Raw genomic sequence first — 20,826 nt, 5'->3', positions numbered from 1 at the left:
TGTCCTTAGTCTGACCCTGTCAAGAGCATTGCGGGGCAACGTGAATCAGATGCAGGGCCAGCTTGTCGCGGGCCGCTACCGGCTCGCCGACTCGATCGGCAGCGGTGGCATGGGCCGCGTGTGGCGCGCGCACGACGAGGTGCTGCACCGGGCCGTCGCGATCAAGGAGTTGACCGCCGCGCTCTACGTCTCCGAGAGCGACCAGGACCGGCTGCTCGCGCGGACGCGGGCGGAGGCGCGCGCCGCCGCGCGCATCAACCACTCCGCCGTGGTCACCGTGCACGACGTGCTCGAGCACGACGGCCGCCCGTGGATCGTGATGGAGCTGGTCGAGGGGTACTCGCTGGCCGACGCGGTCAAGGAGCGCGGCCGGGTCGAGCCCGCGGAGGCCGCGCGCATCGGGATGTGGGTGCTGCGTGCGCTGCGCGCCGCGCACTCCGCCGGGGTGCTGCACCGCGACGTGAAGCCCGGCAACGTGCTCATCGGCCACGACGGCCGCGTCCTGCTGACCGACTTCGGCATCGCCCAGATAGAGGGCGACTCCACCATCACGCGCACCGGTGAGGTCGTCGGCTCGGTCGACTACCTCGCCCCCGAGCGCGTCCGCGGCCACGATCCGGGCCCCGCCTCCGATTTGTGGGCGCTCGGCGCGACGCTGTACACGGCGGTGGAGGGCAGGTCGCCGTTCCGGCGCACCTCGCCGCTGTCCACGATGCAGGCGGTCGTCGAGGAGGACGCCGCCGAGCCGCAGTTCGCCGGTCCCCTCGGGCCCGTCATGGCCGCGCTGCTGCACAAGGACCCGGCGGCGCGCCCGGGCGCCGTCGAGGCCGAGCAGATGCTCGCCGAGGTGGCGGAGGGCCGGCGCTCGAACGCGGCCCAGGCGTACGTGCCGACGCAGCACGTGGGCCCCCGCTACGAGACGGCGGCCAACACCGGGCCGCAGACCGGCTCCTCGACGCCGTACCCGCCGGCGACGGCGCCCACGATGCTCGGGCCGAACGGCATGCCCGCGGGCGCCGCTCCCGGGCCGAAGCGGCGCCGGCTGCGCACTCTCCTGCTCACGGTCGCGCTCGCCGCGGTCATCGGCGGCGGCGCGGCCGTCGCGTGGCAGAAGTACGACGACGGGCGGCAGACCGGCGGCGGTGCCTCCTCGTCGCAGAGCCCGGCCCCGTCGAAGAGCCCGGGCGGCGGACCCGTCGGCGGCGTCCCCGCCTCCTGGAAGCAGTACGACGACCCGTGGGGCTTCAGCGTCTGGCTGCCCAAGGGCTGGAAGCGCTCGGTCGTCGGCGTCCAGGGGGATCTCAGGCAGGTCGACTACTCGCCCGACAACGGCAGGCGCTTCGTCCGTATCGCCATGGACACCTCGCCGGACTTCAAGGACGCCTACGCGCACCAGCTCGACCTGGACCAGCAGCTCGACGGCCGCCTGGTCAACTACACGCGCCTCCAGCTGGAGAAGAACATCTACCGCGACCGCGACGGCTCGGTGTGGGAGTACACCTGGACGGCGCTGCAGAAGGACTCGCCCAACGGCTACGGGCCGCGGCGCGCCGTCGAGGAGACCTACTTCTCGCGCGACAACACGGAGTACGCGCTCTACATGTCCTCGCCCGCGAAGGACTGGACGAAGACGAGCAAGCAGTTCGCCGCGGTGCTGCAGGGCTGGCAGGAAAAGACCTCGCAGTAGCCGGAGTTGGCCGATCACCGCCCCGGAGCCCATCCGTCCGGTGGGGCATGATGGGGCGCATGGGGACCGAGGGGGAGAACGTCCGTGTCATCGCGGGCCGTTACCGGCTCGAGGCGAGGCTCGGGCGCGGCGGCATGGGCGTGGTGTGGCGGGCGACCGACGAGCTGCTCGGCCGGCGCGTGGCGGTCAAGGAGATCCCGCTCGACCTCGACGAGACGCTCTCGGCCGAGGAGGCCCGGCGGCAGCGCGAGCGCACGCTGCGTGAGGCGCGCGCGGTGGCCCAGCTGCGCCATCCGCACATCATCGTCGTGCACGACGTCGTGGTGCACGACGAACGCCCGTACCTCGTCATGGAGTTGATCGACGGCGGCACGCTGGCCGACCGGGTCTCCGCGCACGGGCCGGTCGACGCCGCCGAGGCCGCCCGGATCGGCATCGGCCTGCTGAGCGCGCTGCGCACGGCGCACGCGGCCGGTGTCCTGCACCGCGACATCAAACCCGCCAACGTCCTGCTGGAGTCGGGCTCCCATCGCGTCGTCCTCACCGACTTCGGCATCGCGCAGGTCGCGGGCGCCACCACGCTCACCGAGACGGGCTCCTTCGTCGGCTCGCCCGAGTACACCGCGCCGGAACGGATGTCCGGGGCGCGCACCGGTCCGGAGTCCGACCTCTGGTCGGTCGGCGCGCTGCTGTGCACCGTGCTGAGCGGCGAATCCCCGTTCCGGCGCGACTCGTTGGGCGGCATCCTGCACGCGGTCGTGTTCGACGAGATTCGGCCGCCGCCGCAGGCCGAACCGCTCCTGCCCGTCGTACGGGGCCTGCTGGAGCGCGATCCGGACCGGCGGCTGGACGCGGACCAGGCCGAGCGGATGCTGCGCGCCTACCGCTCCACGGGCCGTATCCCGGCGCCCGACTACACACCGACCCAGCGGGACGTGCCCCGCCCGCAGCCCGCCCCGGCCCCGTTGCCGGCACCGGCACCGGCGCCGTCGCCGCCGGCGACGGTGGAGCAGCCCCGGCACTCCACCCGGGGCGTGCTCGTGGCCGCGCTGCTCGTCGCCGCGATGGCCGGGGCGGGGGTGTCGGCGGCGGCGCTGCTGATGAACCGCGGCGGCGACGGGGGCGGCACACCGGCGAGTTCAAGCCCCGGTACGTCGGTGAGCGCGTCGGCCTCTCTCAGCGGCTCGAGGTCGCCCTCGCCCAGCGGTTCGAGCAGGTCACCGTCCCCCAGCGCGAGCCCCTCGCCCGGTTCCTCCGTGAGCCGCCGCCCCTCCGCACCGTCCGGCTACCGCGTCGCCGACGACCCGGCCGGCTTCTCCCTCGCCGTACCGGAGGGCTTCACGCGTGAGCCGCAGGGGGAGCGCGTCTTCTACCTGTCGCCGGGAGAGACGTTCCGCCTCGGCATCAAGGCCGCCGAACCGGACCCCGGCGGTCCGCTCGCGGTGATGCAGCGCTCCGCCGCAAAGGGCCCGGACACGAACCCCGGCTACCACGACGGCCGGGTCACCTCGGCCACGCGGCACGGACACCCCGCCGCTCTCTGGGAGTTCACCTGGAACGGCTTCAGCACGGCGGAGGGTGCACGGCACACCTACGACCTGTGCTGGGAGGAGGACGGGCGGATGTACGACGTGTGGGTGTCGGCGCCCGTCGGCAAGGTGCGGGAGGCCAAGGAGTACTTCGACGTCGCGATCGACACGTTCGTACGTACATAAATGGGAGATAAGCAGCAGTACGCGTCACGGGTCTGTGACCGGAGGGCATTCCCTGTGGATACGGGAGTGCGTGACGAGATATGGATGGTTCCATGAGCAACAACGGGGGCGCGGGCCAGGAGTCCGACGAGACGACGAGTTTTGTCCTGCAACCGCCGCAGGAGCCGAACCCGTACGCAGTGCCCACCCAGGTGGCATCGCCTCCGGACCCGGGCACCGGTCGTCTCATCGCCGGCCGGTACCGGCTGCTGGCCAAGCTCGGGCACGGCGGCATGGGCACGGTGTGGCGCGCGAAGGACGAGACGGTCGACCGCGAGGTCGCCGTCAAGGAGCCCCGCGTTCCGGACCACCTTCCCGATCGCGAACGTGCCAACGTCTTCGAGCGGATGCGCCGCGAGGCGCGCGCCGCGGCCCGTCTGGACCATCCCGCGGTCGTCGACGTCCATGATGTGGCGGTCGTGGACGGCCAGCCGTGGATCGTCATGGAGCTGGTGCGGGGCCGCTCGCTCGGCAGCGCCCTCCAGGAGGGCACGCTGGACGCCCGCGAGGCCGCCAGGATCGGCCTGGAGGTGCTCGGCGCGCTGGAGGCCGCGCACGAGGCGGGCATCCTGCACCGCGACGTCAAGCCCGACAACGTCCTCCTCGGCCGCTACGACCGCGTCGTCCTCACCGACTTCGGCATCGCGCAGATCGAGGGCGAGACCAATCTGACGGACACCGGCGGCTTCGTCGGCTCGCCCGAGTACATCGCCCCGGAGCGCGTGCTCGGCCAGCGCCCCGGCCCGGCCTCCGACCTCTGGTCGCTGGGCGTGGTGCTCTACGCGGCCACCGAGGGCGTCTCGCCGTTCCGCCGCAGCAACACGCCGGCCACGCTCCAGTCGGTCCTCAACGCCACGCCGGCACCGCCCGCTTCGGCGTCCGGCCCGCTGGCCGAGCTGATCACGGGCCTGCTCCAGAAGGACCCGGCGAGACGTCCGGGCGCCGCCCGGGTCCGGGCCCTGCTGTCCCAGGCCGCGAACCCGCCGGAGCCCGTGCCGACCGCGCCCATGCAGCAGGTGCGGATCGTCGAGCGGGGGATCCGGCTCGGCCGGAAGACGCTGCTCGGCATCGGTGCGGGGGTCGTCGCGGCGGCCGTGGCGGCGTATCTGGTGCTCGCGGACCCGTTCGCGGGACCGCTCCCCGACGGCTGGAAGAAGCAGGCGAGCCCCGGGCTGGGCGTGACGATCGGGGTGCCCGCGACCTATGAGGTGGGCCGTCCGGGCAAGGACGACTCCGACAAGAACTGGGTCACCTACACCGACCGGAGCGGCGCCGTCTGGATCGGCGTGAACCTGTCGAGGAAGAGCGAAGACACCGCGGGCGACATCAAGAACTCCGCCGCCGCCCAGATGTACGCCGACAACGAGCACTTCAAGAGCGACGGCGAGTACGACCTCAACATGCCCTCCGGGGCGAAGACGAGGACGAGGACGAACGGCAACATCACGCACGACGGCAGGCCCGCGGCCGAGAACACCGTCGCCTACACCACCGACGACAGCCAGAACCCGCGCCCGCGCGAACTCCAGATCTGGTACTACCGGACCAGGTCCGGCGACATGTACAAGGTCACCGTCAGCTACCCGGGCAAGGGCGACTTCACGGCCCGCGGGCGTGAGGTGGCGAAGACCGCGCTGGCCAACATCGACATCGCCAGGCCGTAGCCGCGGGGCCCGCGCGAGCCGGCCGGACCAGCGTCGACAAGCCGCCGTTCCGCACGGTACTGATGAGGCATGAGCGAAGGCGGCGAACGTACGCGCGACGGCCGGCTGGTCGGCGGGCGCTACCGGCTGACCGAGCGCATCGGCTCCGGCGGGATGGGCACGGTCTGGCAGGCGTACGACGAACTCGTGCGGCGGGAGGTCGCCGTCAAGCAGCCGCGGCTGCCGGGCGATCCGGACGACGAGCACCATCGGCGGGCCGCCCACCGCCTCTACCGCGAGGCCCGCGCCGCCGCCCGCGTCGACCATCCCGCCGCCGTCTCCATCCACGACGTGGTGGAGGAGGACGGACTGCCGTGGATCGTCATGGAGCTGGTCCGCGGTGAGTCCCTGCACGAGGTGCTCCGGCGCGGGCCGGTCGAGGCCGTCGAGGCCGCCCGTATCGGTCTCGCCGTCCTCGGCGCCCTGCGCGCCGCGCACTCCGTCGGCATCGTCCACCGGGACGTGAAGCCCGCCAACGTGCTGCTCGGCGCCCACGGCCGCGTCGTCCTCACCGACTTCGGCATCGCCCATGTCCAGGGCGAGGAATCCCTCACCATGAGCGGGGAGTTCGTCGGCTCGCTGGAGTTCGTCGCGCCCGAGCGGATGTCGGGCCGGAGCGCGGGGCCCGCCTCCGACCTGTGGTCGCTGGGCGTCCTGCTGTACGCGGCGGTGGAAGGCTCCTCCCCGTTCCGGCGTACGACGGTGGAGTCCACGCTCGCCGCGGTCATCGCCGCCGATGCGCCCGCGCCGAAACAGGCGGGACCGCTGGGCCCGTTGATATCCCACCTGCTCCTGAAGGACCCCGAGCGGCGACCCGCCGCGGAACAGACGGCGATCGTGCTGGAGGCGGTGGCCGAGGGGTGGCCGGTGCCGGTCGTCGGCGATGACGTGACGGTGACTCAGGACGTTTCGGCGCTACGGGAGTTCGCGGACGACACAGGGACCGTACGACGGCGGGAGAAGCCGGCACCGGGCGCGGACGGGGGCCCGGGCGCGGGCGAGGGCTCCGCGGAGCCGCTCCCCGAGCCCGCCACCGCGTTACCCGAGCCACCCTCCGAACCCGCCACCACGACCGCCTCCACCGCCGCCCCCGCCCCCACTCACGCCCCGGTACGCCCCCTCCGCCGCCCCGTCCTGCTCGCGGCCCTCGTCGCCCTTCTCGCCGGCGGCAGCTGGCTCGGCGTCTCCTACGCCACCGCGCCCGACGGTGCCACCGAGCGCACCGCCACCCTCAGCGAGGCCCCGGCCCGCGTCGCGGCCCCGACGTCCACCGCCGGCCCCGCCGGCTGGACCGCGCACCGCGAGATCGCGATGAACGCCGTCCTCTCCCTCCCGAGCCCGTACCGGGAGTCCGCCAGGGAGGGGGACACCGCCCATCCGCCCCGTCTGGCCGAGTACGACGAGACCGGCAGCGACGTCACCATCCGCCTCACCGAGTGGGACCAGGCGCCCCGCACGCCGATGGCCGAGGCGCGGGCGGCCCACGCCACCTGGAACGGCTACGACGGGGACGCGCGCACCCAGTACACCCGCACCACCCTCCACGGTGCCGAGGCCGTCCTCGCCGACACCACCTACGGCACGGCCGACGCCCGGACCCGGGTGATGCAGCTGATGGTCCGCACCGGCGACGGCCGCCTGTACGAATTGCGCGTCGACATGCCCAAGGGCACTCCGGACGAGAAGAAGGGAACGTCGCTCTTCAAGGGCGCACGTGACCGTCTTGTCATCGGAAGAAGCTGAACCGCCGCGGGCCGTACCCGCACAAGCGCTGATCAGCGCATTCGTTGCCAGTGAGCACTGGCATCGTGTGAGCAGTCGGTGAAGTCGCGTTACCGACGGGTACCCAAAGCCTGCGCACCGGCATACCCTGCGCCTCATGACGGACGCGCAAGCCCCGGCCAAGACCGGCACGAATCCCCTCGCCCCCGCACCGGAGGGCGCCCGTACGGCCGCCGACGTGGTGACGCCCGAGCTGGTCGCCCAGCTGACCAAGGGCGTGGTCGGCTCCGGCCGGACCGCCAACCACACGCCGTTCACCGGCGAGAAGCTCGCCGACCTGCCGGAGTCCACGCCCGAGGATGTGGCCAAGGCGTTCGAGGCGGCCCGCGCGGCGCAGGCGGTGTGGGCGCAGACACCGGTCCGGCAGCGCGCGGCCGTCCTGCTCCGCTTCCACGACCTGGTGCTCGCCCGCCAGGCCGAGGTCCTCGACCTGATCCAGCTGGAGACCGGCAAGGCCCGCCTGCACGCCCACGAGGAGGTCCAGGCCGTCGCCGTGGCCTCCCGCCACTACGGGCGCAAGGCCCCCTCGTACCTCAGGCCGAAGCGGCACACGGGCGCGATCCCGACGCTGACGAAGGTCTCCGAACTGCGCCACCCGCGCGGCGTGGTCGGCCAGATCGCCCCCTGGAACTACCCCCTGGAACTGTCCGTCGGCGACGCTCTCCCGGCCTTCGTCGCGGGCAACGCGGTGGTGATGAAGCCCGACACGGAGACCTGCCTCACCGCCCTGTGGGCCCGCGACCTGCTGATCGAGGCCGGTCTGCCCGCGGGCGTCTTCCAGGTCGTGCTCGGCGAGGGCCCGGTCGTCGGCCCCGAGGTCGTCAAGCACGCCGACTACGTCTCCTTCACCGGCTCCACCCGCACCGGCCGCGAGGTCGCCCAGGGCGCCGCCGCCCGATTGGTCGGCGTCTCCCTCGAGCTCGGCGGCAAGAACGCGATGCTGGTCCTGGAGGACGCCGACATCGAGAAGGCGGCCGCGGGCGCGATCCGCGCCTGTTTCTCCTCGGCCGGCCAACTCTGCATCTCCATCGAGCGGTTGTACGTCCACGAGTCGATCGCCGACGCCTTCCTGGAGCGCTTCGCCGCCCGCACCAAGGGCATGCGCCTCGGCAGGTCCCTCGCCTACGGCGCCGACATGGGCTCACTGGTGGGGGAGCGGCAGCTGGAGACGGTCACCCGGCACGTCGAGGAGGCCGTGGCCAAGGGCGCGAAGGTCGTCGCCGGCGGCACCGCCCGCCCGGACATCGGCCCGTACTTCTTCGAGCCGACCATCCTCGACGGCGTGACCGAGCCGATGTCGGTGTGCACGGAGGAGACCTTCGGACCGGTCGTCTCGATCTACCGCTTCAAGACCGACGACGAGGCGATCGAGCACGCCAACTCCACGCCGTACGGCCTGAATTCGTCGGTCTGGACGAAGGACGGCGGCCGCGGCCGCGCGGTCGCCGCACGGCTGCGCACGGGCACCGTGAACGTCAACGAGGGCTACGCCCCCGCCTACGGCAGCGTCCAGTCCCCCATGGGCGGGATGAAGGACTCCGGCCTCGGCCGCCGGCACGGCTCCGAGGGCATCCTCAAGTACACGGAGGCCCAGACGGTGGCCCACCAGCGCCTGCTGCCGATGGCGCCGTCGCTGGGGATGGACGACGAGAAGTACGCCCAGTTCATGAGCCGGAGCCTGCGGCTCATGAAGGCGTTCCGGTTCCGGTAAGAGGAGAGTGCGCGTGAGCAACGACGCTTACGACTACGACGTGATCGTTGTCGGATCCGGCTTCGGCGGTTCGGTCACCGCCCTGCGCCTCACCGAGAAGGGCTATCGCGTAGGGGTGCTGGAGGCGGGCCGGCGCTGGACCCGCGAGTCCCTGCCCAAGAACTCCTGGGACCTGAAGAACTACCTCTGGGCGCCGAAGCTCGGCATGTTCGGCATCCAGCGCATCCACCTGCTCGGCAACGTCATGGTGCTGGCCGGCGCGGGCGTCGGCGGCGGCTCCCTCAACTACGCCAACACCCTCTACGTACCGCCGAAGCCGTTCTTCGACGACCCGCAGTGGCGTGACATCACGGACTGGCAGGAGGAGTTGAAGCCGTACTACGACCAGGCGCAGCGCATGCTCGGCGTCCGGCTGAACCCGACGATGACCCCGTCCGACGTGCATCTGAAGGCCGCCGCCGAGCAGATGGGCGTGGGCGACACCTTCCACATGGCGCCGGTCGGCGTCTTCTTCGGCGACGGCAAGGACGCCGAGGGGAAGTCGAGGACCGCGCCCGGACAGCAGGTGGACGACCCCTACTTCGGCGGCGCGGGACCGGCCCGCAACGCCTGCACCGAGTGCGGCGAGTGCATGACGGGCTGCCGCCACGGCGCGAAGAACACCCTCAACGAGAACTACCTGTACCTCGCCGAGAAGGCGGGCGCGGTCGTGCACCCGATGACCACCGTCGTGTCGGTCACGGACGACTCGCAGGGCGGCTACGCCGTCGCGACCCTCCCCACCGACAACAAGAAGAAGGGCGCCGGCCGCACCTTCAAGGCCCGCCGGGTGGTGCTGGCGGCCGGCACCTACGGCACCCAGACCCTGCTGCACCGTATGAAGGCCGGCGGTCAACTGCCGTACATCTCGGAGAAGTTGGGCGTGCTGACCCGTACGAACTCCGAGGCGCTGGTCGGCGCGCAGACGGACAACCGGCGCTACCGCAAGGCGACGGGCGAGCCGAAGGTCGACTTCACGCGGGGCGTCGCCATCACCTCGTCCATCCACCCGGACGAGAACACCCACATCGAGCCGGTCCGCTACGGCAAGGGCTCCAACTCCATGGGCGGCCTGTCCATCCTCCAGGTGCCGTACGCGGAGGGCTCGTCCAGGGTGCTGGCCTGGCTGCGCAACGCGGTCCGCCACCCGATGCTCGTCCTGCGCTCCCTGTCCAACCGCCGCTGGTCGGAGCGGACCATCATCGGACTGGTGATGCAGTCCCTGGACAACTCCCTGACCACGTACCTGAAGCCGGACGGCATGGGCAAGGGCCTGCTCACCGCCCGCCAGGGCCACGGAGCCCCCAACCCCGTGCAGATCAAGGCCGCTTCCGAGAGCGCCTCGGTCATCGCCGCCGGCATCAACGGTTTCGCGGGCTCCAACGTCGGCGAGCTCATGGGCACCCCCCTCACCGCCCACTTCCTCGGCGGCTGCCCGATCGGCTCCTCCCGCGAGACCGGCGTGATCGACCCGTACCACCGCCTCTACGGCCACCCCGGCATCTCGGTGGTGGACGGCGCCGCGGTCTCGGCGAACCTGGGCGTGAACCCCTCCCTCACCATCACCGCGCAGGCCGAGCGCGCGATGTCGTACTGGCCCAACAAGGGCGAGACGGACCAGCGTCCGGAGCAGGGGGCGGCGTACGAACGCCTGAAGCCGGTGGAGCCGCTGGCCCCGGCGGTCCCGGCGGACGCCTTCGGCGCGCTGAAGCTGCCGTTCCTGGGGATGCCGGCGGTGCCACCCAAGAAGTGACCGTCCGCGGCAGTGACGGCCGTTGGACATGAGAGAAGGACCCGCACCCCCCTCCGAGCGCGGGTCCTTCTCCTGTCCTGGAGCGGGCTCCGGTCAGGCCATGCGTGTCACGCGACGGTGCCGGCCTTGCGGCGGCGCACGACGAAGACCGCGCCGGCTCCCAGCGCGACGGCGAGGCCGCCGGTGAGGCCGATCATCGGCAGCGCGGAGCTGGAGCCGGTCTCGGCGAGGCTGCCGGTGGCGTCCACCTCGTTCACGTCCTTGATCGGCTTCATGCCACCGGTCTGCGGCTTGGCGTCGCCCGGCTTCCCGGGGTCGGAGCCGGCGGCCAGGATGTCGAAGAAGTAGACCCAGCCGTTCGGGTCGTCGGCGAGCCAGCAGCCCTGCTCGTCCGCGTACTCGGCGAGACCGCCGGTCAGACCGAGCGAGTCCGGCACCTTGCCGCTGACGCTCAGGCGCAGCTGGTAGGAGACCGACTGGCCGGCGCCGAGCGAGAACGCGGTGAAGGTGCCGCCCTCACCCGCGGCGTCCGCGATGGTCTGCCAGGACTTGGTGGACTTGTCGAAGACCTGGACCTTGATCTGGCCCGAGTAGTCCTTCGCGTCCTCCCAGCCGACCGCGGCGACGCCGATCAGCGGCTTGATGTCCTTGATCTCCTGGTCGCCGTGGTTGGACACGTTGAAGGAGAACGCGGTCCAGCCGCTGCCCGCGACGATCGTGTCGGGCAGGCCGGACAGGCCGCTCTTCAGGGCGTCGCTGAGCTCGGCGGTGCTGTCGCCGTTCTCGTCGACGCACAGCTCGCCGCCGGCGGGGGCGCTCGAGCTGGGGCTCGGCGACGGGGACGCGCTCGCGCTCGCGCTGCTGCTTCCGTCCGGGGCAGGCGTGGTGCTCTCGCCGGCGGCGGGGGTGGTGCTCTCGCCGCCCGCCGGAGTGGTGGTGTCGCTCCCGGCCGGGGTGGTGTTGTCGCCGGAGGGCGTGGTCTCGCCGGCGGCGGGAGTGGTGCTCTCGCCGCCGGCCGGAGTGGTCTCGGTCGCGGTGGCGTCGGCGGCGGGGCTGCTCGTAGAGGTGCTGGGAGTGTCCTCCGCGAAGGCGGCCGGTGCCGAGAGCAGGGTCAGGGGCGCTATCACAGCCGTCGCGGCCGCAGTGGCCATGGCACGACGCAGCTTCATGAAAACCTCAAGGGAGTCCAAAGGGAGGGCTCCGCGTGTGGGGCGCGGGTGTGGGCCCTGATTCGCCAGGTTGGATCAGTGAAGCCGGTGAATGGTTGTGCCGAGGCTGACAGAATTTTTATGTGGCCTGGATCACCCTTGATGCGGGCACGCGAAGGGCCCCGCGGGCTCGAGCCGCGGGGCCCTTCTCCGTCAGCACCGACGTCAGGGCAGCGCCGGTGCCTGGGAGCGGCGCCGGGGGGTTGCGCCGCTTGTCTCGTGTGCCCTGGGTTGCCGACCCGGCGCAGTTGGGGCGCACGGGTGGTCTCGACCTCTGGCGGTACGGAAGTGCAAGCAATGCGGTTGTCTGCGGCGGGACTTGGGCTTTGTACGCATCGTGCTGGATGGGCGGGGGCTACGCAACCGTTTCACCCAGGGTTGTGCATTTTTGCATTTTCCGCCGGTCGGCCCCGGGCGTCCCCGGAGCCGACCGTTCTCTTGGGTGACCGGGCTGCTGTCCCCTGCCGTCCGGCCACATCCCTGGAGCGAGGTCCCACGACGTACGGCACGACCCGTACGTCTCATCGCCCCAGCAAGCCACGCGTGGTTCTTTCGGGCCCGCCCCTGGCTGGCACGGACACCTCCACAACGAAGGGGCCCGGGCGGCGGTCACGCGCCGTACGGGTGAGAGGAGTCCCGAACTCAGATGCGACCGCGGCACAGTTCGAGCAGCGTCATGGCGAGCCCCGTGCCGGGCTTGCCGAGGGCGTCGCTGTAGTGGCCGAGGACCTCCATCTCGCGGGAGAGGTTCACGCGCCGGCCGCCGGAGGCGATGCGCGCCTCCTGGATGACGGCGGAGACGGCCATCCGTTCCTGGATCAGGCCGATGATCCGGTCGTCGAGCGCGTCGATGCGCTCACGGGCGCCGGTGATCACGCCGGCGGCCTCGGTGGTGCGGGCGCCGGTCTTCTTGTTCGCGATGGCGGTCATGTCGGGGGCTCCTCGTCACATGGCTGGGATGCGGTGCCCCGGCCCGGCAGGATCCGGTGAAACGCCAGGCGCCCCGGACCTTGTCGGCCCGGGGCGCCTGGGAAGTCGCTCGTCAGTTGCTCAAGCGGCACGACCATGGCAGCCGGTGGGCCGGTTGCCATAGGTAAAGAGGAAGGTCGTCTGCGTGAGCATGGGGCCAGTATGCATGGGGCGGGGGTCCCGTCCAAGCCGCGTCCACGATCCGGGCGGGGAGGTGACCCACGGCCACCCCGTTAGAATCGGAAACACAGACCCCCGCCCCACCGCCGGAAGGCACCCCGTGTCATCAGCGACCTCCGCTGCCGCCGCCCCCGACACCGTCCTGGTGGTCGACTTCGGCGCGCAGTACGCCCAGCTCATCGCCCGTCGCGTCCGCGAGGCCCGGGTCTACAGCGAGATCGTGCCGAGCACCATGCCGGTCGCCGAGATGCTCGCGAAGAACCCGGCGGCGATCATCCTCTCCGGCGGCCCCTCGTCGGTGTACGAGGAGGGCGCTCCCGGCCTCGACCGCGCGATCTTCGAGGCCGGCGTCCCCGTGTTCGGCATGTGCTACGGCTTCCAGTTGATGGCGCGCTCCCTCGGCGGCACGGTCGACAACAGCGGCGCCCGCGAGTACGGCCGTACCGATCTGCACGTGTCGAAGTCGTCCTCCACCCTCTTCGAGGGCACCCCGGCCGAGCAGCACGTGTGGATGTCGCACGGCGACGCCTGCTCCGCCGCCCCCGAGGGCTTCACCGTCACCGCCTCCACCGAGGTCGTCCCGGTCGCCGCCTTCGAGAACGACGAGAAGAAGCTCTACGGCGTCCAGTACCACCCCGAGGTCATGCACTCCACGCACGGCCAGCAGGTGCTGGAGCACTTCCTGTACCGGGGCGCGGGCCTCACCCCTGACTGGACGACCGGCAACGTCATCGACGAGCAGGTCGCCGCCATCCGCGAGCAGGTCGGCGACAAGCGCGCCATCTGCGGTCTGTCCGGCGGCGTCGACTCGGCCGTGGCCGCGGCCCTCGTCCAGAAGGCCATCGGCTCCCAGCTGACCTGCGTCTACGTCGACCACGGCCTGATGCGCAAGGGCGAGACCGAGCAGGTCGAGAAGGACTTCGTGGCCGCGACCGGTGTCCAGCTGAAGGTCGTCGACGCGGAGGAGCGCTTCCTGACCGCTCTGAAGGGTGTCTCGGACCCGGAGGAGAAGCGGAAGATCATCGGCCGCGAGTTCATCCGCGTCTTCGAGCAGGCGCAGGCGGAGATCATCGCGGACGAGGGCCCGGCGGTGGAGTTCCTGGTGCAGGGCACGCTCTACCCGGACGTCGTCGAGTCCGGCGGCGGCACCGGAACGGCGAACATCAAGTCCCACCACAACGTGGGCGGCCTGCCCGAGGACCTCGAGTTCCAGCTCATCGAGCCGCTGCGCAAGCTGTTCAAGGACGAGGTGCGGATGGTCGGACAGGAGCTCGGCCTGCCGGACGAGATCGTCCAGCGCCAGCCGTTCCCGGGCCCGGGCCTCGGCATCCGCATCGTCGGCGAGGTCACCAAGGACCGTCTGGACCTGCTGCGCGAGGCCGACGCGATCGCCCGCGAGGAGCTGACCGCGGCCGGCCTCGACCGGGACATCTGGCAGTGCCCGGTGGTGCTGCTCGCGGACGTCCGCAGCGTCGGCGTCCAGGGCGACGGCCGCACCTACGGCCACCCGATCGTGCTGCGCCCGGTGTCCAGCGAGGACGCCATGACGGCCGACTGGTCGCGACTGCCGTACGACGTCCTCGGCCGGATCTCCACGCGGATCACCAACGAGGTCGCGGAGGTCAACCGGGTCGTGCTCGACGTGACGTCGAAGCCGCCGGGCACCATCGAGTGGGAGTAGTCCCCGCTACGTCCGTTTGAGAGTGCGCACCGGCTCTCCGGGCTGCCAGACCTGGGTGACCAGATACGTGTCGTCCTCGACGTAGGTCCGTACGACCTCCGTCAGCTCGGTGCGGAAGAGGTGGAACGGCTCCGGCGGTTCCACCTCTTTCACGTACGCGCCCTTCGCCGCCGGGTCCTCGACCTCGATCGCGCGCCCGCCGATCCGGATGTCGCCGGAGCCCGGGTCCTTCCCGGGGCCGGGGTTCGCCTGGAGCGCGAACCGCGGGTCGCGGCGCAGGTCCAGCGCCTTGAGCGAGTGGGGCATCATGCCGAGCCAGAGCTCGCCGTCGAGGAAACGGACCTCGAGGCCGCTGGTGCGCGGGGAGCCGTCCCTGCGGAGCGTGGCCAGCACGTGGTGGGTGTAGGCGCCGAAGCGCTCCTCGGCGATCTTCGCCAGTTCGGGTTCCGCGGCGGTGAAGGCCGCCCAGTTCCATGCCATACGCAGAGTCTCGCGCCGATACCGGACATCTGCTGTCGGGTATCGGCCGCACGCGTCATCTTTACAGAACAGCTCTGTTCTCCTTCGCTGACCGGCGGTAACTTCCGCCCCGTACACCAATCCAGTCCTGGAGGACACATGCACGGCACCCCCGGGGCCGGGCCCACTCCGCCCCCCGCCCTCCCGTCCGACCGGCTTCAGTTCGCGATGCCGCCGATGCACGACTCGGTCGACGACGAGCGCCGCCACCGCAGGGAGCGGCTCGCGGGCGCGCTGCGGATCTTCGGTCGGCTCGGCTTCGAGGACGGCGTCTCGGGGCACATCACGGCGCGCGACCCCGAGTACAGCGACTGCTTCTGGGTCAACCCGTTCGGGATGCCCTTCAAGCACGTCACCGTGAGCGACCTGGTGCTCGCCAACTCGGAGGGGCAGGTGATCGAGGGCCGCTACCACGTGAACCAGGCCGCCTTCACCGTCCACTCCCAGGTCCACGCGGCCCGCCCCGACGTCGTCGCCGTGGCCCACTGCCACTCCGTGCACGGCCGGGCCCTGTCCGCGCTGGGCGAGCTGCTCGACCCGATCACCCAGGAGAGCTGCGCCTTCTACGAGGACCACGCCCTCTACGACGCCTACACCGGCGTCGCCGTCGACGCCGAGGAGGGCCGCCGTATCGCCACCGCGCTCGGCACCCGCAAGGCGCTGGTGCTGCGCAACCACGGGCTGCTGACGGTCGGCGACTCGGTGGACGCCGCGGCCTGGTGGTTCGTGTCCATGGAGCGCTCCGCCCAGGTGCAGCTGACCGCCAAGGCCGCCGGGCGCCCGCTCCTCATCGACCACCGGGCGGCGGTGGCGACCCGCGAACAGCTCGGCGGCGACCTGGTCGCGTGGATCAACTACCAGCCCCTGTGGCAGGACGTCAGCCGCAGCGAGCCCGACCTGCTGAGCTGACACGCCGACGGCCGCCCGGCACGCCACGGCCGGCTAGAAGCCCCGCAGCACGGCCGCCTTGGTCATCGCGAACTCCTCGTCCGTGAGCACCCCGTCCCGGTGCAGCTCGCCCAACTCCTTCAGCCGCCGCAGGAGTACGTCGTGGTGGTCGGCCGGGGGCGTCACGGCCGCCTGCTGCCGCCGGTCGACCAACTCGCCGCCCCGGGTGGACGGGTGCGGCAGACGCGCGGTGATCGCGGTGGCGACGAGCGCGGTGAGCAGATCGCGACGGGCGCTGCCCCACAGGTCCAGCGCGTAGGGGTCCTTCTCCGGCGGCAGTTTGGAGAACGCGGTCTCACGGGTCACGAAGCGCAGGAAGCCATCCTCGTAACCGGAGTTGGGCAGCCACTCGACCTGCACCAGATCGGCCACGGAGATGATCCGGGGCCCGGTCGCCCGCTTGACCCGGTCGGAGGTGTCGGCCCAGTCGATGCGCACCTGGTTGCCGTCGAAGGAGACGGTCCCGTCGGAGGAGCGGACAGAGACCGGGACGGGCGGCCCGGGCAGCAGGTACGCCTTGGTCGGTTCCTTGGGGATCTGGTCCAGCATCAGCGCCCGGCGGATCTCCTCGGCGACGTACTCGGCGACCCCGGCCCGGTCCACGTCCACCACCAGCCGGTAAGGATCGGCCGGATCCGGCAGCCGCCCGCCGGTCGCCTGGAGCAGCGGATCCGCCCCCTCGCGCAGCCGCATCCGCAGCCGTCCCCGCTTGCGTTCGGGCTCGAAGACCACGCCCGCGACGGCTTCGAGGGGTACGGTCACCTCCCCGTACGTCTGCCGGAACAGCGGCACGGAGCGGTGAAGACCCGGCGTGATCCTGACCGTGGTGCCGTCGAAGGCCCAGGTCCCGTCCCGCTGGATGATCTCGGCCATAGGGAAATTCTCGCAGCCGGGTCAACACGGCGGGCCCCGCTTCACCCGCGTCGACCGGACCTGCCGGACGCGGAGGGGGTGGCGTAGGGCACAATTCGCTGTCACCACATGGGAGTTGCCGGGTCGTGGCCGTCGGCCGGAAGGGTGCCGGCGGCAGGGGCTCCGGGAAGGCGGGCGTCGGGCGTGGCGGTGCAGGAGGCGAGAGGCGGCGCGGACGCGCCGGGCAGCGTCCATGGAGGCGGCTGCACCTGCGGGGACTGCCCGCACGGGGCGCGTGCGGGGCACCGGCGGGCGGTCGCGGAGTTCCTGGTGCTGCGCGACGGGTTCGCGGCCGGACAGGGGCTGCCCGCGGCCGTGGCCCACTCGGCCTCGGCCTCCCGCGAGTGGGTCTCGGAGGAACTGCGCCAGTCCGCGGAACTCGTCGCCGAACGCGGCCGCGCAGAGGGCGAGGCGTGGCTGGGGCGCCTGTGGCGCTGGACGGTGTGCACGGTGTGGGCACTGGTGCTTGTGTTGCTGCTGGTGCAGACGCTGACCGCGATCGGCGCGGGCTGGACGCCGGCCCGCACGGCCGGCCTGCTGGCGGCCCTGGTCACGGCCGGCGCGCTGACCGCCGCGTCCTGGTTCCACCGTGCGCGCGGCGGCGTACTGGCTCCCGTCATCGGTGAGGACAACCGGCTGTCCACCTCCCGCACGGTGGCCGCGGCCTGGGTGCTGTTCGTCGTCCACGCCGTGCTCGTCCTCGCCGGGCGCCTCGCCATGGCCTCCGGCCACGCGGAGCGCGACGCCCTGATCTCCGGCCTCGACCTCGCCCGCGGCGCCGGGGTCGTCACCGTCCTCGCCGTGATCTGCGCGGTCGCCGTGCTGGTGCGGCGCGTCGTCGGCCTGCGGGTCCTCGGCCAGCGGCTGCAGAAGGTGCGGGCGGACCGGCCCCGCGCGGCCGACCTGCTCACGGACGACGCGGGCCGGGGCGCCTTCGCCGACATCCAGTACGTCATGATCAGCGCCGTCGCCGTCGTGTTCGCCGCGGTACGGCTCGCCCGCCGCCCGGACCAGCTCCCGGACCTTCCCTGGGGCCTCGCGGTGCTGGTGCTGGTGTCCGCGGCGACCTACGTGGCCGGCAAGTACGCCGAGGGCGGCCGTCCGGTGATCCTCTCCGTGGTGCGCGCCCGGGAGGCCGGCGACCTGGACGCCCCCATCCGCACGGGCGACGACATCGAGATCCGCGGCGCGGGCTTCGTGCCACCCGGTTCGCAGGGCGCCGACCGGCTCACGCGGATCGTGGTCCGCATCGGCGCGGTCAACGTCCATGTGCCCCTGATCCCCGTCACCGGAGGCTTCAGCAACCCGACGGACGCCGTCCTGACCGTGCCCGTTCCGGTGGACGTGGAACCGGGGAGGGTCGAGGTGCAAGTGGTGACCGCTGCGGGGGTAGAGACCAACCAGTACGCGATCGACGTGACGGAGTGATGTGACCAGCCTGGACCCCGAGTCCGGCCACCGGGCACCCGGTCGGAAATCGGCACGAACGGATTGAGCGCACCCTCCCTTACGCACGTATCGTCTTCTGAGGGTCCCGGCACTGCGGGCGAGAGGCGACAGCGATGACCCACGGCATGCGCACGGACACGCACACCCCCTACCTCGACGGCGACCGGTCCTGGCGCGACACCGCCACCCGATACGCCCTCCTTCCACTGCGGGTCTTTCTCGGCGTCACCTTCATCTACGCGGGCCTGGACAAGCTCACCAACAGCGACTTCCTGAAGGCCTCCGGCGCCGGCTCCATCGGCGACATGATGCACCAGGTCCGCGGCACCGCCGCCATCCCGGCGATGGTCGACATGGCCCTGAAGAACCCCGTGGGCTTCGGCTACGCCATCGCCCTCGGTGAACTGGCCGTCGGCATCGGCACCCTGATCGGCCTGCTCGCCCGCCTCGCGGCGCTCGGCGGCGCGCTGATCTCCCTCAGCCTCTGGCTCACGGTGAGCTGGGCCTCCGACCCCTACTACTACGGCAACGACCTCGCCTACCTGATGGCCTGGCTGCCCCTCGTCCTCGCGGGTGCCTCCGTGTTCTCCCTGGACGCGGCGATCCGCGCGCGGCGGAGGCAGCGGGCGGGAGGCTACTGGTAGCCCCTGTTCGGCGGGGGCTACCGGTGGCGGGTCCCGGGCGTGACCCGGGACCCCGTCACGGCCGCTCCCACCCCGCCGCCGCTCTCATCGCGACGCGTCCATCGGTGCCTGCGCCGGGTCCGCCGGGTCAGACCGCCCGGTGACGGCCCGGCGCCGGCGTACGGTCCGGCTGACCACCCCAGCGGCCCCGGCGAGGCAGAGCCCGCCCACGACCAACGGAATCACCACGAACCACGGCGTCTCCCACAGGCCGCCCGCGTCTGCGGCGAAGACCACGCCCGCAGTGGCGAGGAACAGACCGGCGACCAGCCTTCCCGGCTGGAACTCATGACGCAGCACGGCTCACCTCCGCCTGTCCGACGCCGACCTTGAGATCGAGGTCGAGCGTGCCGGTGTTGCCGCCACCCGTGACCGGCGGCAGGGTCAGCTCCTTGTGCTTGCCCGGCTCCACGTCCACGTCCTTCTGCCCGTCGCCCGGCAACTGGATGTCGCCCACCCCCACGTCGATGCTCAGCTTCACCGTCGCGTCCTTGGGCACGATCACCTTCAGCCGGCCCGCGCCGACCTCGGCGTTCGTGCTCACCGTCTGCCCCTTCGCCACCCGCAGCCGGCCCAGGTCCAGGGTGCCGACGCCGCTGCCCAGCTCGTACTTCGGCTGGACGTCCGCGATCGCGGCCGGCTGCCAAGTCGTGCGTATCCAGTGGGTGTTGATGTCCTTGGGGAGCGCGGCCGACGTCGCGAGCAGGGCCGCGGTGACGACGGCCAGGAAGACCGAACCCGCACCCGTGCGCCCCAGGAAGGCGCTGATGGCGATGCCCAGGCCGAAGACGATCAGCGCGGCGGCGAACCCGGCCTGCAGGCTGGTGCCCAGCGCATGGTCGTCCCACGTCAGGCGGGTGCCGAGGCCGCCCGCGAGCAGGGCGAGCAGAAAGACCCAGCCGCCGATCCAGCGCGGGCCGCGCGGCCTCGGCGCCGGGGTGCGCGCGGTCCGTGTGTCGGCGCGGTCTTTCCAGGAGTTGCCGAGGCTGATGTCGACCGCGGCGGCGATGTCCCGGTCGCGGGAGTCGCGGGGACCCCAGAGGTAGCCCGTGCCGCCGTAGTGCGTCCCGTCCTTGACGATGGGGTCGCGCCACCACGACGGGTAGGCGGCGGGCACCGGCGGGGCCTGTGCCTCCGGCGGGGCGTCGGCGGCGGCCTGGGCGGCGAGCGGGTCGGGATCGAGGGTCCCACGCTGCCGCGACCAGTACCCGGCGCCGGCGAGGAGCAGGGAGAGGACCACGGCGAAGGCCAGCACCCCGCCGTTCTTCAGCATCGTCAGAAAGACCCCGCAGCCGACCAGTGCGAACAGCACGGCCGTCAGTGCCTGGCCGTCGACGCGGCCGGTCAGCAGCTTGCGTACCTCGTTCTCGTCCTCGTCCTCGTACGGCACGAGGAGCCAGGCGAAGCCGTAGAAGATCAGGCCGATGCCGCCGGTCGCGGAGAGCACGGCCAGCGTGATCCGGAAGATCACCGGGTCCATGTCGCACTGCCGCCCGAGCCCGGCGCACACCCCCGCGAGCGTCTTGTTCCGCCGGTCGCGGCGGAACTTGCCGGGGGCCTCCGCGGCCTCCGCCTGCGGGCTCCCCTCTTGCGGCGCGCCCGCACCGGGTCCCGCCCCGGCCGCGGCGTCCGCGGCCGGCGCGGCATCCTGCGGCCCGGCACCCTCGGCGGGGTCCGGGCCGGCGCCGGGTCCCGGACCCGTCGCGGCGCGCTCGTGATCTGTCATGTGTCCATGGTGACGGCCGAGAGGCTCCGGCGGGAGTCGGTACGACCCTGGCCGGACCCTGATATCGCCCCTGAGCCGGCGCCGGGGAAGCGTTCGACGGGCCGGGCGTTCGAAGATCAGGG

General features: G+C 72.1%; 16 protein-coding genes. 10 read left to right on the top strand and 6 right to left on the bottom strand.

The annotated features are described in order from the left end of the window. The first annotated feature begins 49 nt into the window (after positions 1-49). The 6 genes from ACIBN2_RS39715 (at position 50) to ACIBN2_RS39690 (ending at position 10,429) form a co-directional block, all read left to right on the top strand. Positions 50-1,687: a protein kinase gene (locus tag ACIBN2_RS39715; protein WP_399142072.1), complete on the top strand. Its 1,638-nt coding sequence runs from the start codon at positions 50-52 to the stop codon at positions 1,685-1,687. Positions 1,688-1,746: 59 nt separating this feature from the next. Then, complete coding sequence (locus ACIBN2_RS39710) at positions 1,747-3,402, top strand: serine/threonine-protein kinase (protein WP_399142070.1); 1,656 nt, start codon at positions 1,747-1,749, stop codon at positions 3,400-3,402. A gap of 92 nt (positions 3,403-3,494) precedes the next feature. Then, positions 3,495-5,105 (top strand): serine/threonine-protein kinase, encoded by a 1,611-nt coding sequence (locus ACIBN2_RS39705; protein WP_399142068.1) that lies wholly within the window; start codon positions 3,495-3,497, stop codon positions 5,103-5,105. Between the two features lie 69 nt (positions 5,106-5,174). Further along, positions 5,175-6,887 (top strand): serine/threonine-protein kinase, encoded by a 1,713-nt coding sequence (locus ACIBN2_RS39700; RefSeq protein WP_399142067.1) that lies wholly within the window; start codon positions 5,175-5,177, stop codon positions 6,885-6,887. Between the two features lie 136 nt (positions 6,888-7,023). Continuing rightward, positions 7,024-8,637, top strand: coding sequence for a succinic semialdehyde dehydrogenase (locus tag ACIBN2_RS39695; RefSeq protein ID WP_399142065.1), 1,614 nt, complete (start codon positions 7,024-7,026; stop codon positions 8,635-8,637). Positions 8,638-8,650: 13 nt separating this feature from the next. Beyond that, positions 8,651-10,429, top strand: a complete 1,779-nt coding sequence (locus tag ACIBN2_RS39690) for a GMC family oxidoreductase N-terminal domain-containing protein (RefSeq protein ID WP_399142064.1) — start codon at positions 8,651-8,653, stop codon at positions 10,427-10,429. 107 nt (positions 10,430-10,536) lie between these two features. Here the strand turns inward: ACIBN2_RS39690 and ACIBN2_RS39685 are convergent, their stop codons facing one another. After that, complete coding sequence (locus ACIBN2_RS39685) at positions 10,537-11,598, bottom strand: LAETG motif-containing sortase-dependent surface protein (RefSeq protein ID WP_399142062.1); 1,062 nt, start codon at positions 11,596-11,598, stop codon at positions 10,537-10,539. Positions 11,599-12,279: 681 nt separating this feature from the next. Continuing rightward, the gene (locus ACIBN2_RS39680) at positions 12,280-12,567 is read right to left on the bottom strand and encodes a chorismate mutase (RefSeq protein WP_399142060.1); all 288 of its coding nucleotides are present in this window, start codon (positions 12,565-12,567) and stop codon (positions 12,280-12,282) included. A gap of 319 nt (positions 12,568-12,886) precedes the next feature. On the opposite strand from ACIBN2_RS39680, the gene guaA reads away from it, so the two are divergent. Next, entirely contained in the window at positions 12,887-14,467 is a 1,581-nt protein-coding gene (gene guaA, locus ACIBN2_RS39675) for a glutamine-hydrolyzing GMP synthase (protein ID WP_399142059.1), read from the top strand. 6 nt (positions 14,468-14,473) lie between these two features. Here guaA and ACIBN2_RS39670 read toward each other — a convergent pair whose 3' ends face one another. Beyond that, positions 14,474-14,947, bottom strand: a complete 474-nt coding sequence (locus ACIBN2_RS39670) for a pyridoxamine 5'-phosphate oxidase family protein (protein WP_399142058.1) — start codon at positions 14,945-14,947, stop codon at positions 14,474-14,476. A gap of 138 nt (positions 14,948-15,085) precedes the next feature. Here ACIBN2_RS39670 and ACIBN2_RS39665 point away from each other — a divergent pair, with 138 nt between their 5' ends. Beyond that, positions 15,086-15,895, top strand: coding sequence for a class II aldolase/adducin family protein (locus ACIBN2_RS39665; RefSeq protein ID WP_399142056.1), 810 nt, complete (start codon positions 15,086-15,088; stop codon positions 15,893-15,895). 33 nt (positions 15,896-15,928) lie between these two features. On the opposite strand, the gene ACIBN2_RS39660 is transcribed toward ACIBN2_RS39665, so the two are convergent. Next, complete coding sequence (locus ACIBN2_RS39660) at positions 15,929-16,807, bottom strand: DUF4429 domain-containing protein (protein WP_399142054.1); 879 nt, start codon at positions 16,805-16,807, stop codon at positions 15,929-15,931. Positions 16,808-16,990: 183 nt separating this feature from the next. On the opposite strand from ACIBN2_RS39660, the gene ACIBN2_RS39655 reads away from it, so the two are divergent. Next, positions 16,991-18,274 (top strand): hypothetical protein, encoded by a 1,284-nt coding sequence (locus ACIBN2_RS39655; protein ID WP_399142053.1) that lies wholly within the window; start codon positions 16,991-16,993, stop codon positions 18,272-18,274. Between the two features lie 134 nt (positions 18,275-18,408). After that, positions 18,409-18,939 carry a DoxX family protein gene (locus tag ACIBN2_RS39650; protein ID WP_399142051.1) on the top strand — a complete coding sequence of 177 codons (531 nt, stop codon included), beginning with the start codon at positions 18,409-18,411 and terminating at the stop codon, positions 18,937-18,939. Positions 18,940-19,023: 84 nt separating this feature from the next. On the opposite strand, the gene ACIBN2_RS39645 is transcribed toward ACIBN2_RS39650, so the two are convergent. Together ACIBN2_RS39645 and ACIBN2_RS39640 are read right to left on the bottom strand one after the other, a co-directional pair. Then, on the bottom strand, positions 19,024-19,278 hold the full coding sequence (locus ACIBN2_RS39645) for a hypothetical protein (protein ID WP_399142049.1): 255 nt from the start codon (positions 19,276-19,278) through the stop codon (positions 19,024-19,026). Next, positions 19,265-20,704 carry a PspC domain-containing protein gene (locus ACIBN2_RS39640; RefSeq protein WP_399142047.1) on the bottom strand — a complete coding sequence of 480 codons (1,440 nt, stop codon included), beginning with the start codon at positions 20,702-20,704 and terminating at the stop codon, positions 19,265-19,267. The genes ACIBN2_RS39645 and ACIBN2_RS39640 overlap by 14 nt, the downstream gene beginning before the upstream one ends. Between the last annotated feature and the right edge of the window lie 122 nt (positions 20,705-20,826).

This window comes from Streptomyces sp. NPDC050534, from assembly GCF_044457745.1.
Classification (GTDB): Bacteria; Actinomycetota; Actinomycetes; order Streptomycetales; family Streptomycetaceae; genus Streptomyces.
The sequence above is the reverse complement of the archived record's forward strand: the minus strand, read 5'-3'. Positions and strand labels throughout refer to the sequence as shown.

Coding starts and splice junctions, on each gene's coding strand:
- ACIBN2_RS39665 (WP_399142056.1), top strand. CDS start 15,086: ATGCACGGCACCCCCGGGGCCGGGCCCACTCCGCCCCCCGCCCTCCCG.
- ACIBN2_RS39705 (WP_399142068.1), top strand. CDS start 3,495: ATGAGCAACAACGGGGGCGCGGGCCAGGAGTCCGACGAGACGACGAGT.
- ACIBN2_RS39670 (WP_399142058.1), bottom strand. CDS start 14,947: ATGGCATGGAACTGGGCGGCCTTCACCGCCGCGGAACCCGAACTGGCG.
- ACIBN2_RS39640 (WP_399142047.1), bottom strand. CDS start 20,704: ATGACAGATCACGAGCGCGCCGCGACGGGTCCGGGACCCGGCGCCGGC.
- ACIBN2_RS39700 (WP_399142067.1), top strand. CDS start 5,175: ATGAGCGAAGGCGGCGAACGTACGCGCGACGGCCGGCTGGTCGGCGGG.
- ACIBN2_RS39715 (WP_399142072.1), top strand. CDS start 50: ATGCAGGGCCAGCTTGTCGCGGGCCGCTACCGGCTCGCCGACTCGATC.
- ACIBN2_RS39695 (WP_399142065.1), top strand. CDS start 7,024: ATGACGGACGCGCAAGCCCCGGCCAAGACCGGCACGAATCCCCTCGCC.
- ACIBN2_RS39660 (WP_399142054.1), bottom strand. CDS start 16,807: ATGGCCGAGATCATCCAGCGGGACGGGACCTGGGCCTTCGACGGCACC.
- ACIBN2_RS39650 (WP_399142051.1), top strand. CDS start 18,409: ATGACCCACGGCATGCGCACGGACACGCACACCCCCTACCTCGACGGC.
- ACIBN2_RS39685 (WP_399142062.1), bottom strand. CDS start 11,598: ATGAAGCTGCGTCGTGCCATGGCCACTGCGGCCGCGACGGCTGTGATA.
- ACIBN2_RS39680 (WP_399142060.1), bottom strand. CDS start 12,567: ATGACCGCCATCGCGAACAAGAAGACCGGCGCCCGCACCACCGAGGCC.
- ACIBN2_RS39710 (WP_399142070.1), top strand. CDS start 1,747: ATGGGGACCGAGGGGGAGAACGTCCGTGTCATCGCGGGCCGTTACCGG.